15 protein-coding genes and 1 other RNA gene are annotated in these 16,301 nt (G+C 40.8%); 2 read left to right on the top strand and 14 right to left on the bottom strand.

Annotated elements, in window-relative coordinates; translation table 11 throughout:
• Nucleotides 1-68: 68 nt before the first annotated feature.
• The 5 genes from HMPREF2918_RS02010 to HMPREF2918_RS01990 all read right to left on the bottom strand — a co-directional run bounded on the left by HMPREF2918_RS02010 (nucleotide 69) and on the right by HMPREF2918_RS01990 (nucleotide 4,049).
• Nucleotides 69-1,493, bottom strand: coding sequence for a cell division site-positioning protein MapZ family protein (locus tag HMPREF2918_RS02010; protein WP_070594450.1), 1,425 nt, complete (start codon nucleotides 1,491-1,493; stop codon nucleotides 69-71).
• Nucleotides 1,494-1,504: 11 nt separating this feature from the next.
• Nucleotides 1,505-2,662 (bottom strand): THUMP domain-containing class I SAM-dependent RNA methyltransferase, encoded by a 1,158-nt coding sequence (locus HMPREF2918_RS02005; RefSeq protein WP_070594449.1) that lies wholly within the window; start codon nucleotides 2,660-2,662, stop codon nucleotides 1,505-1,507.
• A gap of 66 nt (nucleotides 2,663-2,728) precedes the next feature.
• Nucleotides 2,729-3,094, bottom strand: an RNA gene (rnpB, locus tag HMPREF2918_RS02000) — RNase P RNA component class B.
• Nucleotides 3,095-3,113: 19 nt separating this feature from the next.
• Complete coding sequence (gene gpsB / locus HMPREF2918_RS01995) at nucleotides 3,114-3,452, bottom strand: cell division regulator GpsB (protein ID WP_045760266.1); 339 nt, start codon at nucleotides 3,450-3,452, stop codon at nucleotides 3,114-3,116.
• A 69-nt stretch (nucleotides 3,453-3,521) separates the two neighbouring features.
• Nucleotides 3,522-4,049: an SLOG family protein gene (locus HMPREF2918_RS01990; protein WP_070594448.1), complete on the bottom strand. Its 528-nt coding sequence runs from the start codon at nucleotides 4,047-4,049 to the stop codon at nucleotides 3,522-3,524.
• Nucleotides 4,050-4,113: 64 nt separating this feature from the next.
• Here HMPREF2918_RS01990 and recU point away from each other — a divergent pair, with 64 nt between their 5' ends.
• A complete protein-coding gene (recU, locus tag HMPREF2918_RS01985; protein WP_003010355.1) occupies nucleotides 4,114-4,707 on the top strand; it encodes a Holliday junction resolvase RecU in 594 nt (197 codons plus the stop codon).
• A complete protein-coding gene (gene pbp1a, locus HMPREF2918_RS01980) occupies nucleotides 4,708-6,822 on the top strand; it encodes a penicillin-binding protein PBP1A (RefSeq protein WP_021154545.1) in 2,115 nt (704 codons plus the stop codon).
• 432 nt (nucleotides 6,823-7,254) lie between these two features.
• On the opposite strand, the gene pepC is transcribed toward pbp1a, so the two are convergent.
• The 9 genes from pepC to HMPREF2918_RS01935 form a co-directional block, all read right to left on the bottom strand.
• The gene (pepC, locus tag HMPREF2918_RS01975) at nucleotides 7,255-8,589 is read right to left on the bottom strand and encodes an aminopeptidase C (RefSeq protein ID WP_009732326.1); all 1,335 of its coding nucleotides are present in this window, start codon (nucleotides 8,587-8,589) and stop codon (nucleotides 7,255-7,257) included.
• A gap of 67 nt (nucleotides 8,590-8,656) precedes the next feature.
• On the bottom strand, nucleotides 8,657-9,208 hold the full coding sequence (locus HMPREF2918_RS01970; protein WP_049490969.1) for a GNAT family N-acetyltransferase: 552 nt from the start codon (nucleotides 9,206-9,208) through the stop codon (nucleotides 8,657-8,659).
• 209 nt (nucleotides 9,209-9,417) lie between these two features.
• Nucleotides 9,418-10,242, bottom strand: a complete 825-nt coding sequence (gene nadE / locus HMPREF2918_RS01965) for an ammonia-dependent NAD(+) synthetase (RefSeq protein WP_070594447.1) — start codon at nucleotides 10,240-10,242, stop codon at nucleotides 9,418-9,420.
• Complete coding sequence (locus HMPREF2918_RS01960; protein ID WP_070594446.1) at nucleotides 10,239-11,699, bottom strand: nicotinate phosphoribosyltransferase; 1,461 nt, start codon at nucleotides 11,697-11,699, stop codon at nucleotides 10,239-10,241. Before HMPREF2918_RS01960 ends, nadE begins: the two co-directional genes overlap by 4 nt.
• 138 nt (nucleotides 11,700-11,837) lie before the next feature.
• Nucleotides 11,838-12,749 (bottom strand): thioredoxin-disulfide reductase, encoded by a 912-nt coding sequence (gene trxB, locus HMPREF2918_RS01955; protein WP_070594445.1) that lies wholly within the window; start codon nucleotides 12,747-12,749, stop codon nucleotides 11,838-11,840.
• A gap of 58 nt (nucleotides 12,750-12,807) precedes the next feature.
• Nucleotides 12,808-13,035, bottom strand: coding sequence for a DUF4059 family protein (locus tag HMPREF2918_RS01950; RefSeq protein ID WP_003003995.1), 228 nt, complete (start codon nucleotides 13,033-13,035; stop codon nucleotides 12,808-12,810).
• An 81-nt stretch (nucleotides 13,036-13,116) separates the two neighbouring features.
• A complete protein-coding gene (locus tag HMPREF2918_RS01945; RefSeq protein ID WP_003003991.1) occupies nucleotides 13,117-13,860 on the bottom strand; it encodes an amino acid ABC transporter ATP-binding protein in 744 nt (247 codons plus the stop codon).
• Entirely contained in the window at nucleotides 13,860-14,660 is an 801-nt protein-coding gene (locus HMPREF2918_RS01940; RefSeq protein WP_024054761.1) for an amino acid ABC transporter permease, read from the bottom strand. The genes HMPREF2918_RS01945 and HMPREF2918_RS01940 overlap by 1 nt, the downstream gene beginning before the upstream one ends.
• A 196-nt stretch (nucleotides 14,661-14,856) precedes the next feature.
• Nucleotides 14,857-16,200 carry a DEAD/DEAH box helicase gene (locus tag HMPREF2918_RS01935; RefSeq protein ID WP_037608303.1) on the bottom strand — a complete coding sequence of 448 codons (1,344 nt, stop codon included), beginning with the start codon at nucleotides 16,198-16,200 and terminating at the stop codon, nucleotides 14,857-14,859.
• Nucleotides 16,201-16,301 lie beyond the last annotated feature (101 nt).

Genomic DNA, 16,301 nt, shown 5'->3' with positions numbered 1-16,301 from the left:
TTACCGATTTCTGTCCCACTCTCTTTTTTATTGTCATTTTTCCCAGAAAAGGGATGTCTGATCAAGCATTAATAATCCAGAGCATCTGAATGACCTTTTCCGTTTCCTACGAAATAACCAGTCTTGGCATTGATACTAAAGAGATAGGTTCCATCTGGTTTGAAGAGGTTGTAATAGCCATTACCGTTAATGATATTGACACGCTCTAAAATGTATTGATTGCCAGTGATATGCCCACGTTTACGAGCAATGTTCAGTACTTTTTCAAGGATCCCATCACCAAACACCCAAGCCGGATTATTGACATCATTGATAGCTGCTTGGTTATATGGCACACGGCTCAGATTCCGCTGAAGTGGGACACCATCGCTTGGAAGACCGTATCCTGAATAGCCTGGACTTGCCGTTACTGCACCACCTGTAGCAGCATTGACAGCTGGGGCCGTAGGCGTTGCTGCCTGAGCTGGGGCTGGGGCTGCGTTAGAGGTATCTGTACCACCTGTTCCTGTCACTGGTGCCGGTGTCGCAACTTGTTGTGAACGTCCTTGCGCAACCGCCTCATTCAATAAGCTATCTAATTTTTCATTGCCTGTCTTTGTTTCTGCAAAGGTCGCATCACTTTTCGCTTTGGCAGTTGCATCAAGAACTCCATCTTTGATGACTGGAGAACTAAATTGAGAATTCACTTTTTGAATGGCAGAAACTTGCTTCACAAGGTCTTCATATTTTGTTTTAGCCGCATTATAATCACTGCTTCCTTCTAATTTGTCCAGCAGTTTCTTCAGATTTTCCAAGTCTCCGAATTTATCATTTTTAAGAGCACTTTTTGATTCATCTACAAAAAAGGTATCGTAGGCTTTGGTAAACTCTTCCAATTTTTGAGCTTGTGTTTCACTGCTACTTGATTTAGAAGTAGAAGATGACTTGCTAGATGAAGACGATACAACAGTTGTACCACCAGATTTTCCACGACTGTGCATCCAGTTATAGGTCACAAAAATGGCCGAACCGACAATCGCAAGGCCTAATGCAGAGTATAGAACCGCTTTGATTCGTTTACCCGCATTGCTTGGTGTTTCCTCAGGAAGGTCCTCTGCTTCTACAACTGGTTCAGTTGGTGTGGGTCCAAATTTAATCTTAGCAGGTAATTCTGTTGAGATAGCATCCATTTCAGGTCTTTGTTCCAAGACCGTTTCCGTTACTTCCGGTGCCTCCACTGCTTCAGCTACTTCAGCAACTGTTTCTGTAGCTGCCAACTCTTCAGCTTTAGCCAATTCTTCTTTGGCCAAAATTTTTGTATCGTATTTTTCAGCTTCAATTTCAGCTCGGTGTTGTTTGATGTATTTGTCTAAGACATTATCACCTTCCGTTACACCTGCTTCGATTTCTTCTGCCTTTCGATTGGCTTGCCCAATCGTCATCTCTTTAGCATCTTCAAACTCTAAAATTGATTCTGTTTCTTGCTCTAATGGCTTATTATCCTTCTCTGTCATAAAAATCCTTTCTATGCCTTTATCTGCCGTTTTACTCGTTCCCCAAAATATTGGTAGAGATCAACTTTTAGGGTTCCGTTATAAAGTTTTCGTTTTTTATCTGCTTTACTACCGAATTTAGATTCAAAACCTTCATCACTGGTTAAGATAAATTTACTCCAGGTTTTGAGAGGTGCAAATACGTGCCCCATTTCAGTATACAATTTCGTCACACCCTCATCATCGGATAAGCGTTCTCCATATGGAGGGTTGGAGATAATCACCCCGTTGATCTTATCTGAGTGAAGATCTTGGACTCGCATTTGTTTGAAAGTAATGTCACTGCTAACGCCCGCTTTCTGGGCATTTTCTTTGGCAATCTCAACCATCCGTGCATCGATATCGGTTCCCATAATATCCAATTCGATCTCGCGATTGATTTTTCTGCTTGCTTCTTGACGGACTTCATGAATCAAGCGATCATCCATCCAGTTCCATTCTTCAAAAGAAAAGGTCCGACGTAAACCAGGTGCCATATTTCTCGCAATCATCGCTGCCTCAATACAAAACGTTCCAGAACCACATGTCGGGTCAATCAAGGGCTTATCTGGATACCAGTTTGACAGTAGAAGAATTGCCGCTGCCATATTTTCCTTAATAGGGGCTCCCCCTTTTTCAGTCCGATAACCACGTTTGAAGAGGCTACTACCAGTGGTGTCAATCAAGACAGTGGCTTGGTCTTTAAGGATCGATACTTCGATCTTGAACTCTGCCCCATTTTCCATGAGAGGAACACCTTCTGGTCGGGCATAGTGTTTTTGTAACTTTTTAACCACTGCTTTTTTCGAAATGGCCTGAACGCTAGGTTCATTATGGAGTTTTGATTTGACACATTTAGCCTTAGAAATAGGAAAACGTGCTCCTAAAGGCAAATAGTTTTCCCAATCCAAAGCAAAGACACCTTGAAAAAGTTCTTCAAAGGTTTTGGCTGGAAAAGTCCCAACCACAATTTTCACTCGATCAGCCGCGCGCAACCAGAGATTGGTCTCTATGATTGCTCGACGGTCTCCTTGAAATTGAACCCGTCCATTTTCAACCTGGCAATCGTAGCCGAGATCGCGTAGTTCTCGACCAACAACAGCCTCTATACCAGCAGCGGCCGTTGCAATCAATTCAAATTGTTTTTTCATCTTATTCCTATCACTTTAAAAAAGGAGGTTGAGATCTCTCTCCACCTCATCAACCTATATGCAATTTTCTATAAGCCATGTTTTGTTCCAGAAATGACTAGGTACCATTTCTTTCGATAATCATCTGTCTACTGTTTCCAGTCAGAATGCTATGTTCGTTTCCACGCATTCCATGCCCCGACCAAAGTTTGGGTTGCTAGCTTGAGGGGTTTACCGCGTTCCACTTTTTAGGTTTCCCTAAAAACTACGTCACTGTGGCACTTTCAGAGTTACTAGAGCTTATCCTTAGACTTAGCTCCTTCACTCGCCGTAACTTGAATACCAAGTCCCTAGGCTTATGGATTCACCTAGCACAAACACTACAGGCATCACAGCCTGTGCTAGCATGGACTTTCCTCATGAGAGTATTTTCTCACGCGATTATCCAAAAATTGCACAATCTATGGGATTACTAATCGCGATCTACGATCTGTTTCCCAAAAACTTCTTTTTCCAAACGATTGAGACGTTTGAGTATATCAAAGTTCGTCGCTGTTGTCACTTGCGGAAATTCTTGCGTAGCGGTGCTAGCAATCGGAGATGTTTGTGGTGTTTCCTGTGCTTTTTGGGCAAGATCTTCACGAAGGCGGGCGTTTTCTTCACGCAATTCCTTCACCAAAGCAGCATAGGTTTCATAGTCTTTTATGACATCATCCAAAAATTCATTTACTTCATCTTTATTATAACCACGAACTTCTCGTTTGAAATCTTGATCAAAAATATCTTTCGCAGTAAAAATAATACTCGCCATTACTCTCTCCAATCTAGTTCATCATCTCAATTATATAAAAAAATGGTAAGAAAAATCAAGGTATAACACTTAGTTTTCGTAAAAATTTTCAGCAAGTTCATTTAAGTCATCAAAACTTAATTGTTTGACATAAAATGGTTCTTTTTCTACCATCATTTTGTAAAGATATTTTAAATTGGTTTCATTTTCTGGATCATAAAAAACATAAGCTCCATCCGCGTTATCTATCAAAAACTGATTGTATTCTTTTAGTTGACCCGGATTGCTATAGTGAGGATAGGCATATTTCACGAAATCCACCTGTTTGAAGCGTGCTAATAATTCCTGATTGCTTTCATTCCAATTTTCGCCAATATTCTCAAATAGGAAGATCGTCGCCATTTGAAAATCGTAATCTTTTTTTAATGCAAAGGCGACCTCTAGTACCCAAGCCTCAAATCCCAAATTACCAGAAAAGACCAGCCATTTCACTCCTTCTTCAAATAAACGACGAAGATCTCTTTCAATGGCTTTTTTGATAATGGTCAGTCGAGGGTCTTTATTGGAAAAGACGCCCACATCAAAACTCTTATAACCTGCAACAAGTATGGTATTCATTTTTTCCTCATTATTCTAATTTATGATATAATAGAGTGATGTAATTGTACCAATAAGGAGAACTATGGTCAACTATCCACATAAAGTAGCCAAAAAAACCTTGGTCTCTACACAAAGGAAACATCCAGTCGACTTTGCGAATCGTGGGATGACATTTGAAAAAATGATCAATGAAAGTAATCAATACTATCTTTCTCGAGGTCTGGCAGTCATCCATAAAAAACCAACACCGATTCAAATCGTGAAAGTAGATTATCCACGTCGCAGTCGGGCAAAGATTGTTGAAGCCTATTTCAGGCAAGCCTCAACGACGGACTATTCTGGAGTATACAAGGGACGCTATATCGATTTTGAAGCTAAGGAAACACAGCAAAAGCAATCCATGCCGATGAAAAATTTTCATCAACATCAAATCGATCATATGGAGGCGGTTGTCCAGCAAGGCGGTATCTGTTTCGTTCTCTTGCATTTTGCAAAGTTGAGTGAAACCTACTTACTTCCTGCTCCTGCATTAATTCACTATTACAACATCGATCATGGTAGTAAATCCATGCCCCTCTCCTATATTCAGGAGCACGGCTTTCTAGTAGATAAGAATCGTCTTCCAAGCGTTCCTTATCTTGATATTATCGAACAGAAACTTCTAGGCGGTATTTAAATGAATAAACAAACAGTCATTCAATGGTTGAAATATGTTGCCATCGCAGCCATTTCATTTTTCTTACTTTTATTTGTCCTCGGTGGACTGATATTTAGTTACTATGCTATGAAAGCACCAACCTTGTCTGAAAAAGATTTGGTTGCAACAACATCTAGTAAGATCTATGACAACCAAAATAACTTGATCGCGGATTTGGGAGCTGAGAAACGAATCAATGTCACAGCCAATGAAATCCCTACTGATTTGGTCAATGCTATCGTTGCGATTGAAGACCACCGTTTCTTCAATCACCGTGGGGTCGACATCATTCGGATCGGCGGTTCCTTCCTTCACAACTTACGAGGAGGAAGTCAAGGTGGGTCAACCTTGACGCAACAATTGATCAAGTTAACCTATTTCTCCACTTCAGCCTCTGACCGTACCCTCTCTCGTAAGATCCAAGAAGCTTGGTTAGCAACCCAACTAGAAAAGAAAGCAACCAAACAAGAAATCTTGACCTATTACGTCAATAAAGTATTTATGGCGAATGGGAACTACGGAATGCAGACAGCTGCGAAAAGTTATTACGGAAAAGATCTAAAAGATCTTTCGCTCCCTCAATTGGCACTCCTTGCGGGGATGCCCCAAGCACCAAACCAATACGATCCATACTCCCATCCTGAAGCAGCGCAACAGCGCCGAAACTTAGTATTAAAAGAAATGCTCGATATGAAGACCATTTCTAACAAACAATACGAAGCAGCGGTCAATACACCTGTTACAGATGGTCTGCAAAGTCTCAGTTCTTCAAGCAGTTACCCAGCCTATATGGATAATTACCTAAAAGAAGTGATCGAGCAAGTCGAAGAAGAAACGGGCTACAATTTGTTGACAACCGGAATGGATGTCTATACAAACGTGGATACAGAAGCTCAAAAGAAACTATGGGATATCTACAATACAGATGAATATGTCAATTACCCGGATGATGAAATGCAAGTAGCTTCTACCGTTATTGATGTCAATACTGGTAAAGTCATTGCTCAGCTGGGTTCTCGTCACCAATCCAGCAATGTTTCCTTTGGTACAAACCAAGCGGTTGAAACGAACCGTGACTGGGGTTCAACAATGAAACCAATCACAGATTACGCACCAGCTCTTGAACATGAGGAATATACCTCTACAGCAGCTACTACAACAGATGCGCCATACAACTTCCCTCATTCATCAACGCCTGTCTACAACTGGGACCGTTCATACTATGGTAGCATGTCCATTACCTACGCAATTCAACAATCTCGTAACGTGCCTGCGGTGAAGGCCCTGGAAAAAGTTGGTCTTAAACAAGCTAAGAAATTCCTCAATGGATTAGGGATCGATTACCCAGAAATGGTTTACGCCAACGCTATCTCGAGTAACACTAGCGATTCTAGCAACAAATACGGAGCCAGCAGTGAGAAAATGGCAGCTGCCTATGCTGCTTTTGCCAATGGCGGTACCTATTACAAACCATCCTATGTTAGTCGGGTTGTCTTTAGTGATGGCACAACCAAGGAATTTGAGTCCGAAGGAACTCGTGCAATGAAAGCAACAACTGCCTACATGATGACAGATATGATGAAGACAGTTCTCTTGTCTGGTACCGGTACAAATGCTGCCATTTCGGGAATCTACCAAGCTGGTAAGACAGGTACATCAAACTATGCTGATAACGAAATCGGTAAATTGACAAAAAATGCTTATTCAAATATTGTAACACCGGATGAATTGTTTGTAGGCTACACTCCTGAATATGCCATGGCAGTATGGACAGGTTATTCCAATCGCTTTACACCAGTATTGGATAATGGAATACAGGTCGCAACGGATGTCTACCGTCAAATGATGCTCTATCTTGCTAATAATAATAACTCTGGTCATACGGATTGGACGCAACCAAGTGGACTGTATCGAAGTGGTTCTTATCTCTACTTAAACAATGGTAAGAACAACTACAATAACTACTACTATGAGCCAAGTTATTCCACTGATCAGTATTCGTATGAAGAACCATCGTCTAGCTCTTCGAACGAAGAAAATCAATCTAAACCATCTGAGCCTTCTTCGCAAGACTCTAACAATCATAACGAATAATAGAATGGAGAAGTCGGGCTTTTGCCCGGCTTTTTTTAAAACAATGGTTAAAAAACCAGAACGAATAAAATCTGATTTATTTAGTTAGACTTCCCAGCTTTTTTATTTTTGAGTATATAAAAAAAAGAGCCTTTCGGCTCTTATTAGAATGTAGACAAACTATTTTAAAGCAAAATAAGTTAAGTGATTCTGCAAAAAACAAAATTGAGTTCCAATATTTAAATCGATTTAAGAAAATACTGAAACTTTCCGCTGTGAGAAAAGTGCTTGAAACGTTATTGTTTCAGGCACTCGGAATTATTGAGACCTTAGGCTCAATAATTAGTCATGGAACTTCGTAGAAGTTCGCTGACGTCCGTACTCACCTAAGGAAAGTTTTTAAGATATTTTGTCTTCAATCTGAAAAGAGCCTTTCGGCTCTTTTCTATATCATTATTTTGCTAAAGCTCCCATTGGATCCCACGGTGCTAGGACAATTGGTTCTGCTTCATAGGCTGCTAATTCGTCTGCTGTTAGGAATTCTTTACGAACCACGATTTGATAGGTATATTCATCCATCCAAGCATCAGAAGCCACAAAGTAACCATCTGTACCGACCTTGTCTCCCCATGAATTTTCAACCTTCCATTTACGAGGCTGACCTGCTTCGTCTAAATCAACCCCTGTCAAGACCATAGCGTGTGTCATGAGACTTTCTGCATAGTCCAAGCGACCCGCCTTGTCTTGTGTCAAATGAATGTCCATGCCTGCTTCAAAATCGTAGACATCTGTTGCCAGGATTCCGGCTTTACGGTTGCTGACTTGGCCTACATCTGAACCAAACCAGACAGTTTCTCCTGCTTTCATTTGAGCAATAGCTAATTCTTTCAATCGATCCATTGGAACATTTAGGTAGCGGACTGGACGGCTACCAACCACATTGCCCAGCATATCTACGGTGTAAGATTTTCCATATGGCTTATCTGTAGTTGGGGCATTGATAATGGAGACGTAATCGTCTAATTGAAGGTCTACATATTTTTTGTAGAAGCTTTGTGGAGTTAAGCCACTTTCGGTATGGAATTGGTTGTCCTTATCACGGTATGAAAAGTCAAATTCACGCGGAGGCAATCCTAAAGACATAGCCAAGAAGTTAAAGATTTCTTGCAACAACGCTTGTTTCTTGCTCGCAACTGCCTCACTATCTGCGCCTGAGTGAATCAAGTCACGCAAGATTTGCGCATCTTGACGCAAGAGTTTATTGAGGTAGGTGTTCAATTCCCGGCTATTACTTGAAGAAATCGATTCCGGATAAACTGATTTTGGAACCACTCCGTATTTCTCAAAGAGGGATACCACCATATCCCATTGACCACCATCTTGTTGTGGGGTTTGTAGGAGAAAAGCCACCTTACGGCTGGTCAATTCTTGATCTGCTGTAGCAATCACTTGCTCCAAAAACCAGTTTGATTTTTCATACTTATCCCAAAAGAAAGTATGTGCTTGAGACAATTCAAAATCCTCCAATTGGAAGCTTGAAATCATCTTGTGACGGAAGGTATTTAAAGCCGCAAACATCCAACAACGTCCAGATGCTTTTTGGTTTGTCACCTTATCCTTGGTCAAATCAAGTGAAAAAACTGGTGTATTTTCTACTGCACTCTTGCGCGTTTCAAGCGATGCATGGATCCCATTGTGGGTAACAGCATTTTCAAGAGCCGCATATTTCACATTTGCTTCATAATTAGCATAGAGCTGGTCTGTAAATTCTTTCGTTAATTCTGACATAGCAATCTCCTTTTTTCGTTATTTACTATTATAATCCTTTGAGCAGAATCTTCAAGTAAAAATCACCCTATAGAGAGGGATTCTGTATAGAATAGATGATTTTATCCCCACAATATCCTTTGCGTTGAATGGCATGAGGGATGGTTTCTACATACTGCATTCCTGTCTTTTCCATGACTTTCCCTGAAGCAGGATTTAAACTGACATAAGTGGCTTTGATTTCTTTAAATCCGACTTCGTTCAATAAGAAAGCCAAAACAGCTATGACGGCTTCTGTCATGAATCCCTGCCCCCAGAATTTCTTGCCAAGGATATAACCTAGCTCGCATGATTGACTTTCCGGGTCCTGAGAAACCACACTAATATCTCCAATTACCTGATCCGGTGATGTTTTCAAACAGATCGCCCATTTATAAGTATCTGATTTACGATACTGTTCGATCCATCGTTTGATCGATTCTCTAGTTCTCTCAGAAGATGCATGGGCATCCCAGGTGACATATTTCAGGGTTTCAGGATCAGAAGCCCAATTTTCAAACATCGCTGATGCATCCTCCAAAACGAAAGGCCTCATGTATAAACGCTCCGTCTCTATGACAAGACTTCCAAGATGCTTCATAGATTGTCTCCCTTCATTTTTTCATGCAACTTGAACTTTGCAAGTTGGTTACTTTAATCTAGAAGAAAAGGACGGATGAAACCGCCCTTCTTTTTAATGCTTTTCACAATATTGTATGGTGAGACTACGAAATAGAACTCTACGAGTTACCGATTTCTACCTCGTTCTCCTATTTTAAGACTCGGGCTAAAAAGGTCCACTGGACCTTTTTACTCCCAAAAATGATCAAATACTGTGATTGGCAAGTGGCGTTTGTGTTGGCCTTTGTACCAACATTTTTCAATAGTGGCTTGAGCTTCTGGACTCACTTGTTTGCCTTCTAGGTAATCATCAATTTCATTATAGGTGACACCCAGCGCTACTTCATCTGCTATTCCTGGTTTTTCTTCTTCCAAATCTGCTGTTGGGATTTTCTCATAAAGAACAGGATCGGCTCCTAAGGCCTTAAGCAATTGTTTTCCTTGGCGTTTATTCAAACGGAAAAGGGGCAAAATATCTGCACCACCATCTCCAAATTTTGTGAAGAAACCAGTAATATTTTCTGCAGCATGATCCGTTCCAATCACCGCTCCGCTGCGTGCTCCAGCTAGAGCATACTGAGCAATCATGCGACTGCGAGCCTTAATATTGCCTTTGTTAAAATCAGAAACCTCTGTTCCAGTCGCTTCTACTGCTCGTACCATTTCGTCAGCAGACTCCTTGATATTCACAACCAGGCTAACATCCGGCTGGATAAAGGCCAATGCTTTTTGTGCATCTGCTTCATCTGCTTGTACCCCATAAGGAAGACGAACGGCAATAAATTGATAGGAGGCATCTCCTGTTTCTGCACGCATTTCTTCCATGGCTAATTGAGCTAATCGTCCAGCAAGAGTTGAATCTTGTCCTCCTGAGATCCCTAATACAAATGTTTTCAAGAAGGGATGTTTTTTTAGATATCTTTTTAAGAAATCAACCGAGCGGCGAATCTCTTCCTGAGGATCAATGCTAGGCTTGACACCCAATTGTTGGATAATCTCTTCTTGCAAACTCATTTTGCTTCTCCTTCTCCATTGGCCTTGTTACGCATTTCCTCGATCAGATCCATCTTATCCTGCCAAATATCTTTGGCCAAGTCAACTGGGTAATGCTGTGGATTGAGAACGCGCTTGTATTCATCCCATAATTGATCGTAATTTTTACGAGCATATTCTTGAATTTCTGATAATGTTGGCAGTTGATAAACCAATTGACCCTCTTTAAAAATATCCACTAAAAGAGGAACCGCCTCAAAGTTTCGGACTGTTTTATTAATGTAGGTATAAGTTGGATGGAACATTTTAAGTTCTGTCAGTTGTGAAACATCTACTCCATCGTAAGTGATGTAGTCCCCTTCTGACTTACCTTTTTCACGGCTGGTAATCCGCCAGACTTGCTTTTTACCTGGTGTAGAAACTTTCTCTGCATTATTGGAAAGCTTGATGGTATTGATCATCTCTCCTGCTTCGTTTTCAACAGAGACAATTTTGTATACCGCTCCAAGCGCTGGTTGATCGTAAGCTGTAATTAACTTGGTTCCTACACCCCAAACATCAATTTTTGCTTTTTGCATTTTTAAGTTGAGGATGGTATTTTCATCCAAGTCATTAGAAGCGTAGATTTTAGCATTTGTAAACCCAGCCTCATCTAATTGCTGGCGAACCTTTTTAGAAATATAAGCAATATCTCCTGAGTCAATCCGGACGCCTAGGAAATTGATCTTATCTCCCATTTCACGTGCTACCTGAATAGCTGCTGGTACCCCAATACGAAGGGTATCATAGGTATCGACGAGGAAGACACAATCTTTATGGGTTTCCGCATAAGCTTTAAAGGCTTGATAGTCATTCCCATATACTTGTACAAGAGAATGGGCATGGGTTCCTAAAACTGGGATTCCAAAGAGTTTTCCTGCACGAACATTACTAGTTCCATTGGCCCCTCCGATGACTGCTGCTCGAGTTCCCCAAATAGCAGCATCCATTTCTTGCGCACGACGGGTTCCAAATTCCATCAAAGGCTCATCTTCAATGACCGAACGAATACGAGCAGCTTTTGTTGCAATCAAGGTTTGAAAGTTGACGATATTCAAAAGGGCTGTTTCCACCAATTGACACTGAGCCAAAGGACCTTCTACCTGAACAATTGGTTCATTCGCAAAGACTAAGTCTCCTTCTTGAGCCGATCGTACCGTCAATTCCAACTTGAGATCACGAAGATATTCCAAGAAGGCCCCATGATAACCAAGTGACTCTAAATAGGCAATATCGCTCTCAGAAAAACTCATGTTTTCCAAGTATTTCACAATTCTCTCTAAGCCAGCAAATACAGCGTAACCGTTTTTAAAAGGCTGTTGACGAAAATATACTTCAAATACAGCATGTTTATTGTGGATACCTTGATCAAAATAGACTTGCATCATGTTGATTTGGTATAAATCAGTATGCAAAGTTAAACTGTCATCTGGATACATATGTATACCTCTTTTTTATTGATTTGTTCTATGAATTCCTACCATAAAATTAGTACCATTATAGCACATTTCAGCTCTATTGAATACTGAAAGGAAAGCATGAAAAAAATCTGAGACAGGAAGCTCAGATTTTTTGGATTAAAAGTTTTCTGTGATATATTTATAAACTTCTTGGCCAGCAATCGCACCGTCTCCGACGGCTGTCGTCACTTGACGCAAATCTTTTTGACGAACATCGCCAACTGCAAAAATACCTGGGACTGTGGTTCTCATATGATCATCCGTGACCACCCAGCCATTTTCATCTAAAATACCAAGTTCTGTCGCAAATTCACTGACAGGATCTAAACCGACATAGATAAAGACACCACCGAAGGCTTGCTCTCTAACCTCTCCTGTCTTCACATCTTTTAAAAGGACAGACGTTACTTTTTGTTCACCCTTAATTTCTTCAACAACCGTATTCCAAGCAAAGTGAATTTTATCATTAGCAAAGGCACGATCTTGAAGAACTTTTTGGGCACGCAACTGATCACGACGATGGGCAATGGTCACTGTTTTTGCAAACTGAGTCAAAAAGACAGCTTCTTCTACCGCAGAATCGCCACCACCAACGACCAAGAGATCCTCGTCTCTAAAGAAAGCACCATCACAAACAGCACAGTAGGAAACCCCTCTACTATTCAGCTCCTCTTCGCCAGGGACATTCAATGGACGGTGGTTAGACCCTGTTGCAATCACCACGGTTTTAGCTTCAAATTCCCCATCATCTGTGACAATCTTTTTGGTTGCTCCGAGGTCTTCGATGCGCTCTACCTGACCAAACAAATGTTCCACACCAAGATTTTCTAAAGGCTCAAACATTTTTTCAGCCAAGTCTGGGCCACTAATATTCGCATAGCCAGGATAGTTTTCAATGTCAGACGTATTGTTCATTTGACCGCCTGGAATTCCTCTCTCAATCAATGCGACCTTTAAATTGCTTCGTGCTGCATAAAGGGCAGCAGTCATCCCTGCAGGACCTGCTCCAATAATCACTGTATCAAACATACTCAACCTCTTTCTGTTTTGTTGTAACCATTATAATTCTAACACGGTCTTTTTGCAATTATCGTGCTTGAAAGATAAACAAAATCCCTATGACCGCAAAGGTTAAAATAGGAATCGTCATGATATCAATTAAGAGGATATCATACAAATGGGCTTGTCGTTGCTTGGCTGTTTTATCTTTCTTCTTAAGGGCACGGTAGCCAATCCAAATACAAGAAGCGATCCCAACTAAAATCGTTGTCGTCACTAAACTTTGTAAATATAAGGACAATAATTTATTTAACATCACGACTCCAAATATTTTTACATTTTCAGAAAACAAACCCAGCTAGCATCGCCAGCTGAGTCTTACCTCTCCTCTATTATATCAAACATAGGTCCGTTTGTAACTAGCAAAGAATTCTTTTGTCCGTTCTTCTTTTGGATGTTGCATGATTTCCTCTGGTGTTCCAGATTCAATAATCCGTCCTTTATCCAAAAATAGGACCTTATCTGCTACTTGCGCTACAAAAGACATATCATGGCTGACCAGTACCATGGTTTGTCCTGATTTTGCTGCATTGGCAATGGATTTTTCAACTTCTCCAACCAATTCTGGATCCAAGGCCGAAGTCGGTTCATCCAGCAAAAGAACCTCTGGTTTCATGGCCAAGGCACGGGCCAAAGCCACCCGTTGTTTTTGTCCACCTGAGAGGTGACGAGGATAGTGATTTTCACGATCCGATAAGCCGACTTTTGCCAGTTCTTCTCGAGCAATTTTCGTTGCTTCTTGGTCGGATAAGCCCTTCACAACAATGAGCCCTTCTTTCACATTTTCAAGAGCTGTTTTTCTACCAAACAAATTAAACTGTTGGAACACCATGGCCAATTTTCTTCTTAAGGTCAAGATTTGATCTTGGGTAATGTGCTCAAAATCAACCTCGAAATCATCAATCTTAATTCTACCACTGTCTGGAGCTTCCAAATAGTTTAAACTGCGTAAGAAGGTTGATTTACCAGCTCCCGAAGACCCGATTAAGGCCACGACTTCCCCTTTTTGAATTTCCAAACTTAGATTATTTAAAACCTTTTGACCTGAAAATGTCTTTGATAATTCTGAAATATAAATCATTAGATCCGGACCTCCTGATCTGGTAAATCAATTGCTACGGGAGTCTCAATATCCAGTCGACGTTCAATGTGACGGCCTAGTATTTCAATGAGAATGTTCACAATCCAGTAAACAATCGATACCGTGATAAAGCGTTCAAAGTACTTCAAATCGCTCCCCCCAATAATCCGTGCTTGGGCAAAAATTTCAACTACACTGGCACTAAAGGCTAGCGAGGTCCCCTTGGTCAAGCCAATGAGAGAGTTGATTAAAGTAGGAGTTGCAACGACTGCTGCATTGGGAATAATAATCCGGCGATAAACTTGACGGTTGGTCATTCCAAGACTACGCGCTGCCTCAATTTCACCAGGATCCACTGATAAAATGGCTGCCCGGATGGTCTCACTCGCATAAGCCGCCTCATTAAAGGCAAGAGCCACAATTGCAAATAACTCAGCTGGAATGGCATTAATATTAAAAGCTGTTCCATAAGACTGATTGATCGCTTTTAAAATAAGAGGAATCCCATAATAGGTCAACATCAACTGAACCAACAAAGGAGTCCCCCGCAAAAAACTGACAAAAACAGCTTGAATCGGGTAAAGAATTCGTACACGATTAATTTTGACCAGAGCAAAAATCATGGCAAAAATAATCCCAAAAAATGCGCCTCCTAGGGCTAATAAAATCGTCACAGGCAATTTCCCAATGACTGCCGGAAATGCATCCAATACGGCTCTCAAACTAAACAGCTTGCTATCTGGAACGTGTTTTAAAAAGTCAGCATACCAGTTGGCAGCTAAAAGATTAGTTGTAAACATTTTTGTTACTTCCTTTCTCAAACATAAACATTCTATCACATTCACTATCGGAATTCCAAAAATTGCTACAGAAATAGAAAAATGATAGACTACTCAAATTTAGTCTATCATAATTTTAGACAAGTTCCTAATAGATTTTCTTTATGGAGTTCATAAAGAAAATTTATGTTTTGTTCTGAACATTTGAAACAAGGGATTAGAAAGTTTGGCGTTTGGCCTTTCGTTCCGCCCGACCACGCGCACGGTTTTCAGCTCGCTTAGCTTTTCTCCTCTTTTCATCAACTGCCCATTTGATTTTTTTCTTGTAGCCTGGTTTGATTTTTTTCTTTTTCTTCTTCACCAGACCAATCATTTCGATATCGAGTTTCTCTTGCTTTTTCTCACGATTGGCCCGTCTATCCCGATCATAAGTATCTTCAATAACCCCATTTTTCAACACTTTCGGTACGAAACGAATTCCCATTTTTTCTAGTTCACGGATATCTGAATCATCACTCGGTTGATAAAGAGTAATAGCGACACCTGGTAGACCATTGCGCCCTGTCCGACCGACACGGTGGACAAAGAAAGAAAGATCTTGTGGAATAGCATCGTTGATGACATGACTCACCCCTTCGATATCAATTCCACGAGCCGCTAAATCTGTGGCCACAATATACTCAAAATCAAGATTTTTAACCTGATTCATGATCCGTTTCCGTTCACGTGGTGGGATATCTCCGTGAATCTTTGCCACTTTCAATCCCTGAGCCACCAAATAGGCATGGAGATCATCTGCTCTCGTTTTGGTATTAACGAAAATCATGGCCAAATAAGGTTGCAAGGTCTTGGTCAATTGGTAAATTTGCTCATTTTTATCCCGACCCTTGGTGGAAACCAGCCAATTATCGATGGTATCTGAAATCACCGTCTTAGTCTTAATTTGCTCCATGACTGGGTTTGAGAGATATTTTTTCAAGAAAGGCTGCAATTTTTGCGGAATGGTGGCTGAAAAAACTAAAAATTGCAGTTGTTGCGGAAGACTTGAAGCAATCTTATCCACAGTAGACAAGAATCCCATGTCCAGTGTCATATCTGCCTCATCCACCACAAAAGTATGGGCCTTATGAATAGCCAGATCACCCGATGCAACCAGATCATAAATCCGGCCTGGAGTTCCAATCACGATATGTGGTTGTTTGACCTGGAGTTTTTCAATCTGACGGCTTTTATCCGTTCCTCCAACATAATTTACAATCCGAATCTCTTTTTCAGAATGACTAGCGATTTGACGAGCAGCTTGGTAAATTTGCGTCGCCAACTCCCGACTAGGAGCCGTGATGACCGCTTCTACTTGTTGGCTGTCTTCATTTAAGGTTTGAAAAATCGGCAAGAGGAACGTATGGGTTTTCCCAGAACCTGTCTTTGACTCTCCTACCAAATCATTTCCAGCTAGGACAATCGGAATTAGTTTTTCCTGTACTTCGGTTGCTTCTCTAAAATTGATTTCTTTCAGTGCCTCTTGAATATAGGGCTTAAAATTAAACTCTGTAAATTTCATTTTCTCAGTTCCTTTCATGATCTCTATTATTATATCAGAAAAGCTGTCTTCTTGCCTCTCTTATGGGTCATTTTTCCTAACCAGCGAAGTCTCTCTGAGTC

The sequence above is a fragment of the Streptococcus sp. HMSC065C01 genome, from assembly GCF_001813525.1.
GTDB classification, from domain to species: Bacteria; Bacillota; Bacilli; order Lactobacillales; family Streptococcaceae; genus Streptococcus; species Streptococcus parasanguinis_V.
Note: the sequence above shows the minus strand (reverse complement) of the source record. Positions and strands in the feature narration are given on the sequence as shown.

What these genes read in the sequence shown, in the direction of transcription:
- HMPREF2918_RS02010 (WP_070594450.1), bottom strand. Translation starts at nt 1,493, where the DNA reads ATGACAGAGAAGGATAATAAGCCATTAGAGCAAGAAACAGAATCAATT.
- HMPREF2918_RS02005 (WP_070594449.1), bottom strand. Translation starts at nt 2,662, where the DNA reads ATGAAAAAACAATTTGAATTGATTGCAACGGCCGCTGCTGGTATAGAG.
- gpsB (WP_045760266.1), bottom strand. Translation starts at nt 3,452, where the DNA reads ATGGCGAGTATTATTTTTACTGCGAAAGATATTTTTGATCAAGATTTC.
- HMPREF2918_RS01990 (WP_070594448.1), bottom strand. Translation starts at nt 4,049, where the DNA reads ATGAATACCATACTTGTTGCAGGTTATAAGAGTTTTGATGTGGGCGTC.
- recU (WP_003010355.1), top strand. Translation starts at nt 4,114, where the DNA reads ATGGTCAACTATCCACATAAAGTAGCCAAAAAAACCTTGGTCTCTACA.
- pbp1a (WP_021154545.1), top strand. Translation starts at nt 4,708, where the DNA reads ATGAATAAACAAACAGTCATTCAATGGTTGAAATATGTTGCCATCGCA.
- pepC (WP_009732326.1), bottom strand. Translation starts at nt 8,589, where the DNA reads ATGTCAGAATTAACGAAAGAATTTACAGACCAGCTCTATGCTAATTAT.
- HMPREF2918_RS01970 (WP_049490969.1), bottom strand. Translation starts at nt 9,208, where the DNA reads ATGAAGCATCTTGGAAGTCTTGTCATAGAGACGGAGCGTTTATACATG.
- nadE (WP_070594447.1), bottom strand. Translation starts at nt 10,242, where the DNA reads ATGAGTTTGCAAGAAGAGATTATCCAACAATTGGGTGTCAAGCCTAGC.
- HMPREF2918_RS01960 (WP_070594446.1), bottom strand. Translation starts at nt 11,699, where the DNA reads ATGTATCCAGATGACAGTTTAACTTTGCATACTGATTTATACCAAATC.
- trxB (WP_070594445.1), bottom strand. Translation starts at nt 12,749, where the DNA reads ATGTTTGATACAGTGATTATTGGAGCAGGTCCTGCAGGGATGACTGCT.
- HMPREF2918_RS01950 (WP_003003995.1), bottom strand. Translation starts at nt 13,035, where the DNA reads ATGTTAAATAAATTATTGTCCTTATATTTACAAAGTTTAGTGACGACA.
- HMPREF2918_RS01945 (WP_003003991.1), bottom strand. Translation starts at nt 13,860, where the DNA reads ATGATTTATATTTCAGAATTATCAAAGACATTTTCAGGTCAAAAGGTT.
- HMPREF2918_RS01940 (WP_024054761.1), bottom strand. Translation starts at nt 14,660, where the DNA reads ATGTTTACAACTAATCTTTTAGCTGCCAACTGGTATGCTGACTTTTTA.
- HMPREF2918_RS01935 (WP_037608303.1), bottom strand. Translation starts at nt 16,200, where the DNA reads ATGAAATTTACAGAGTTTAATTTTAAGCCCTATATTCAAGAGGCACTG.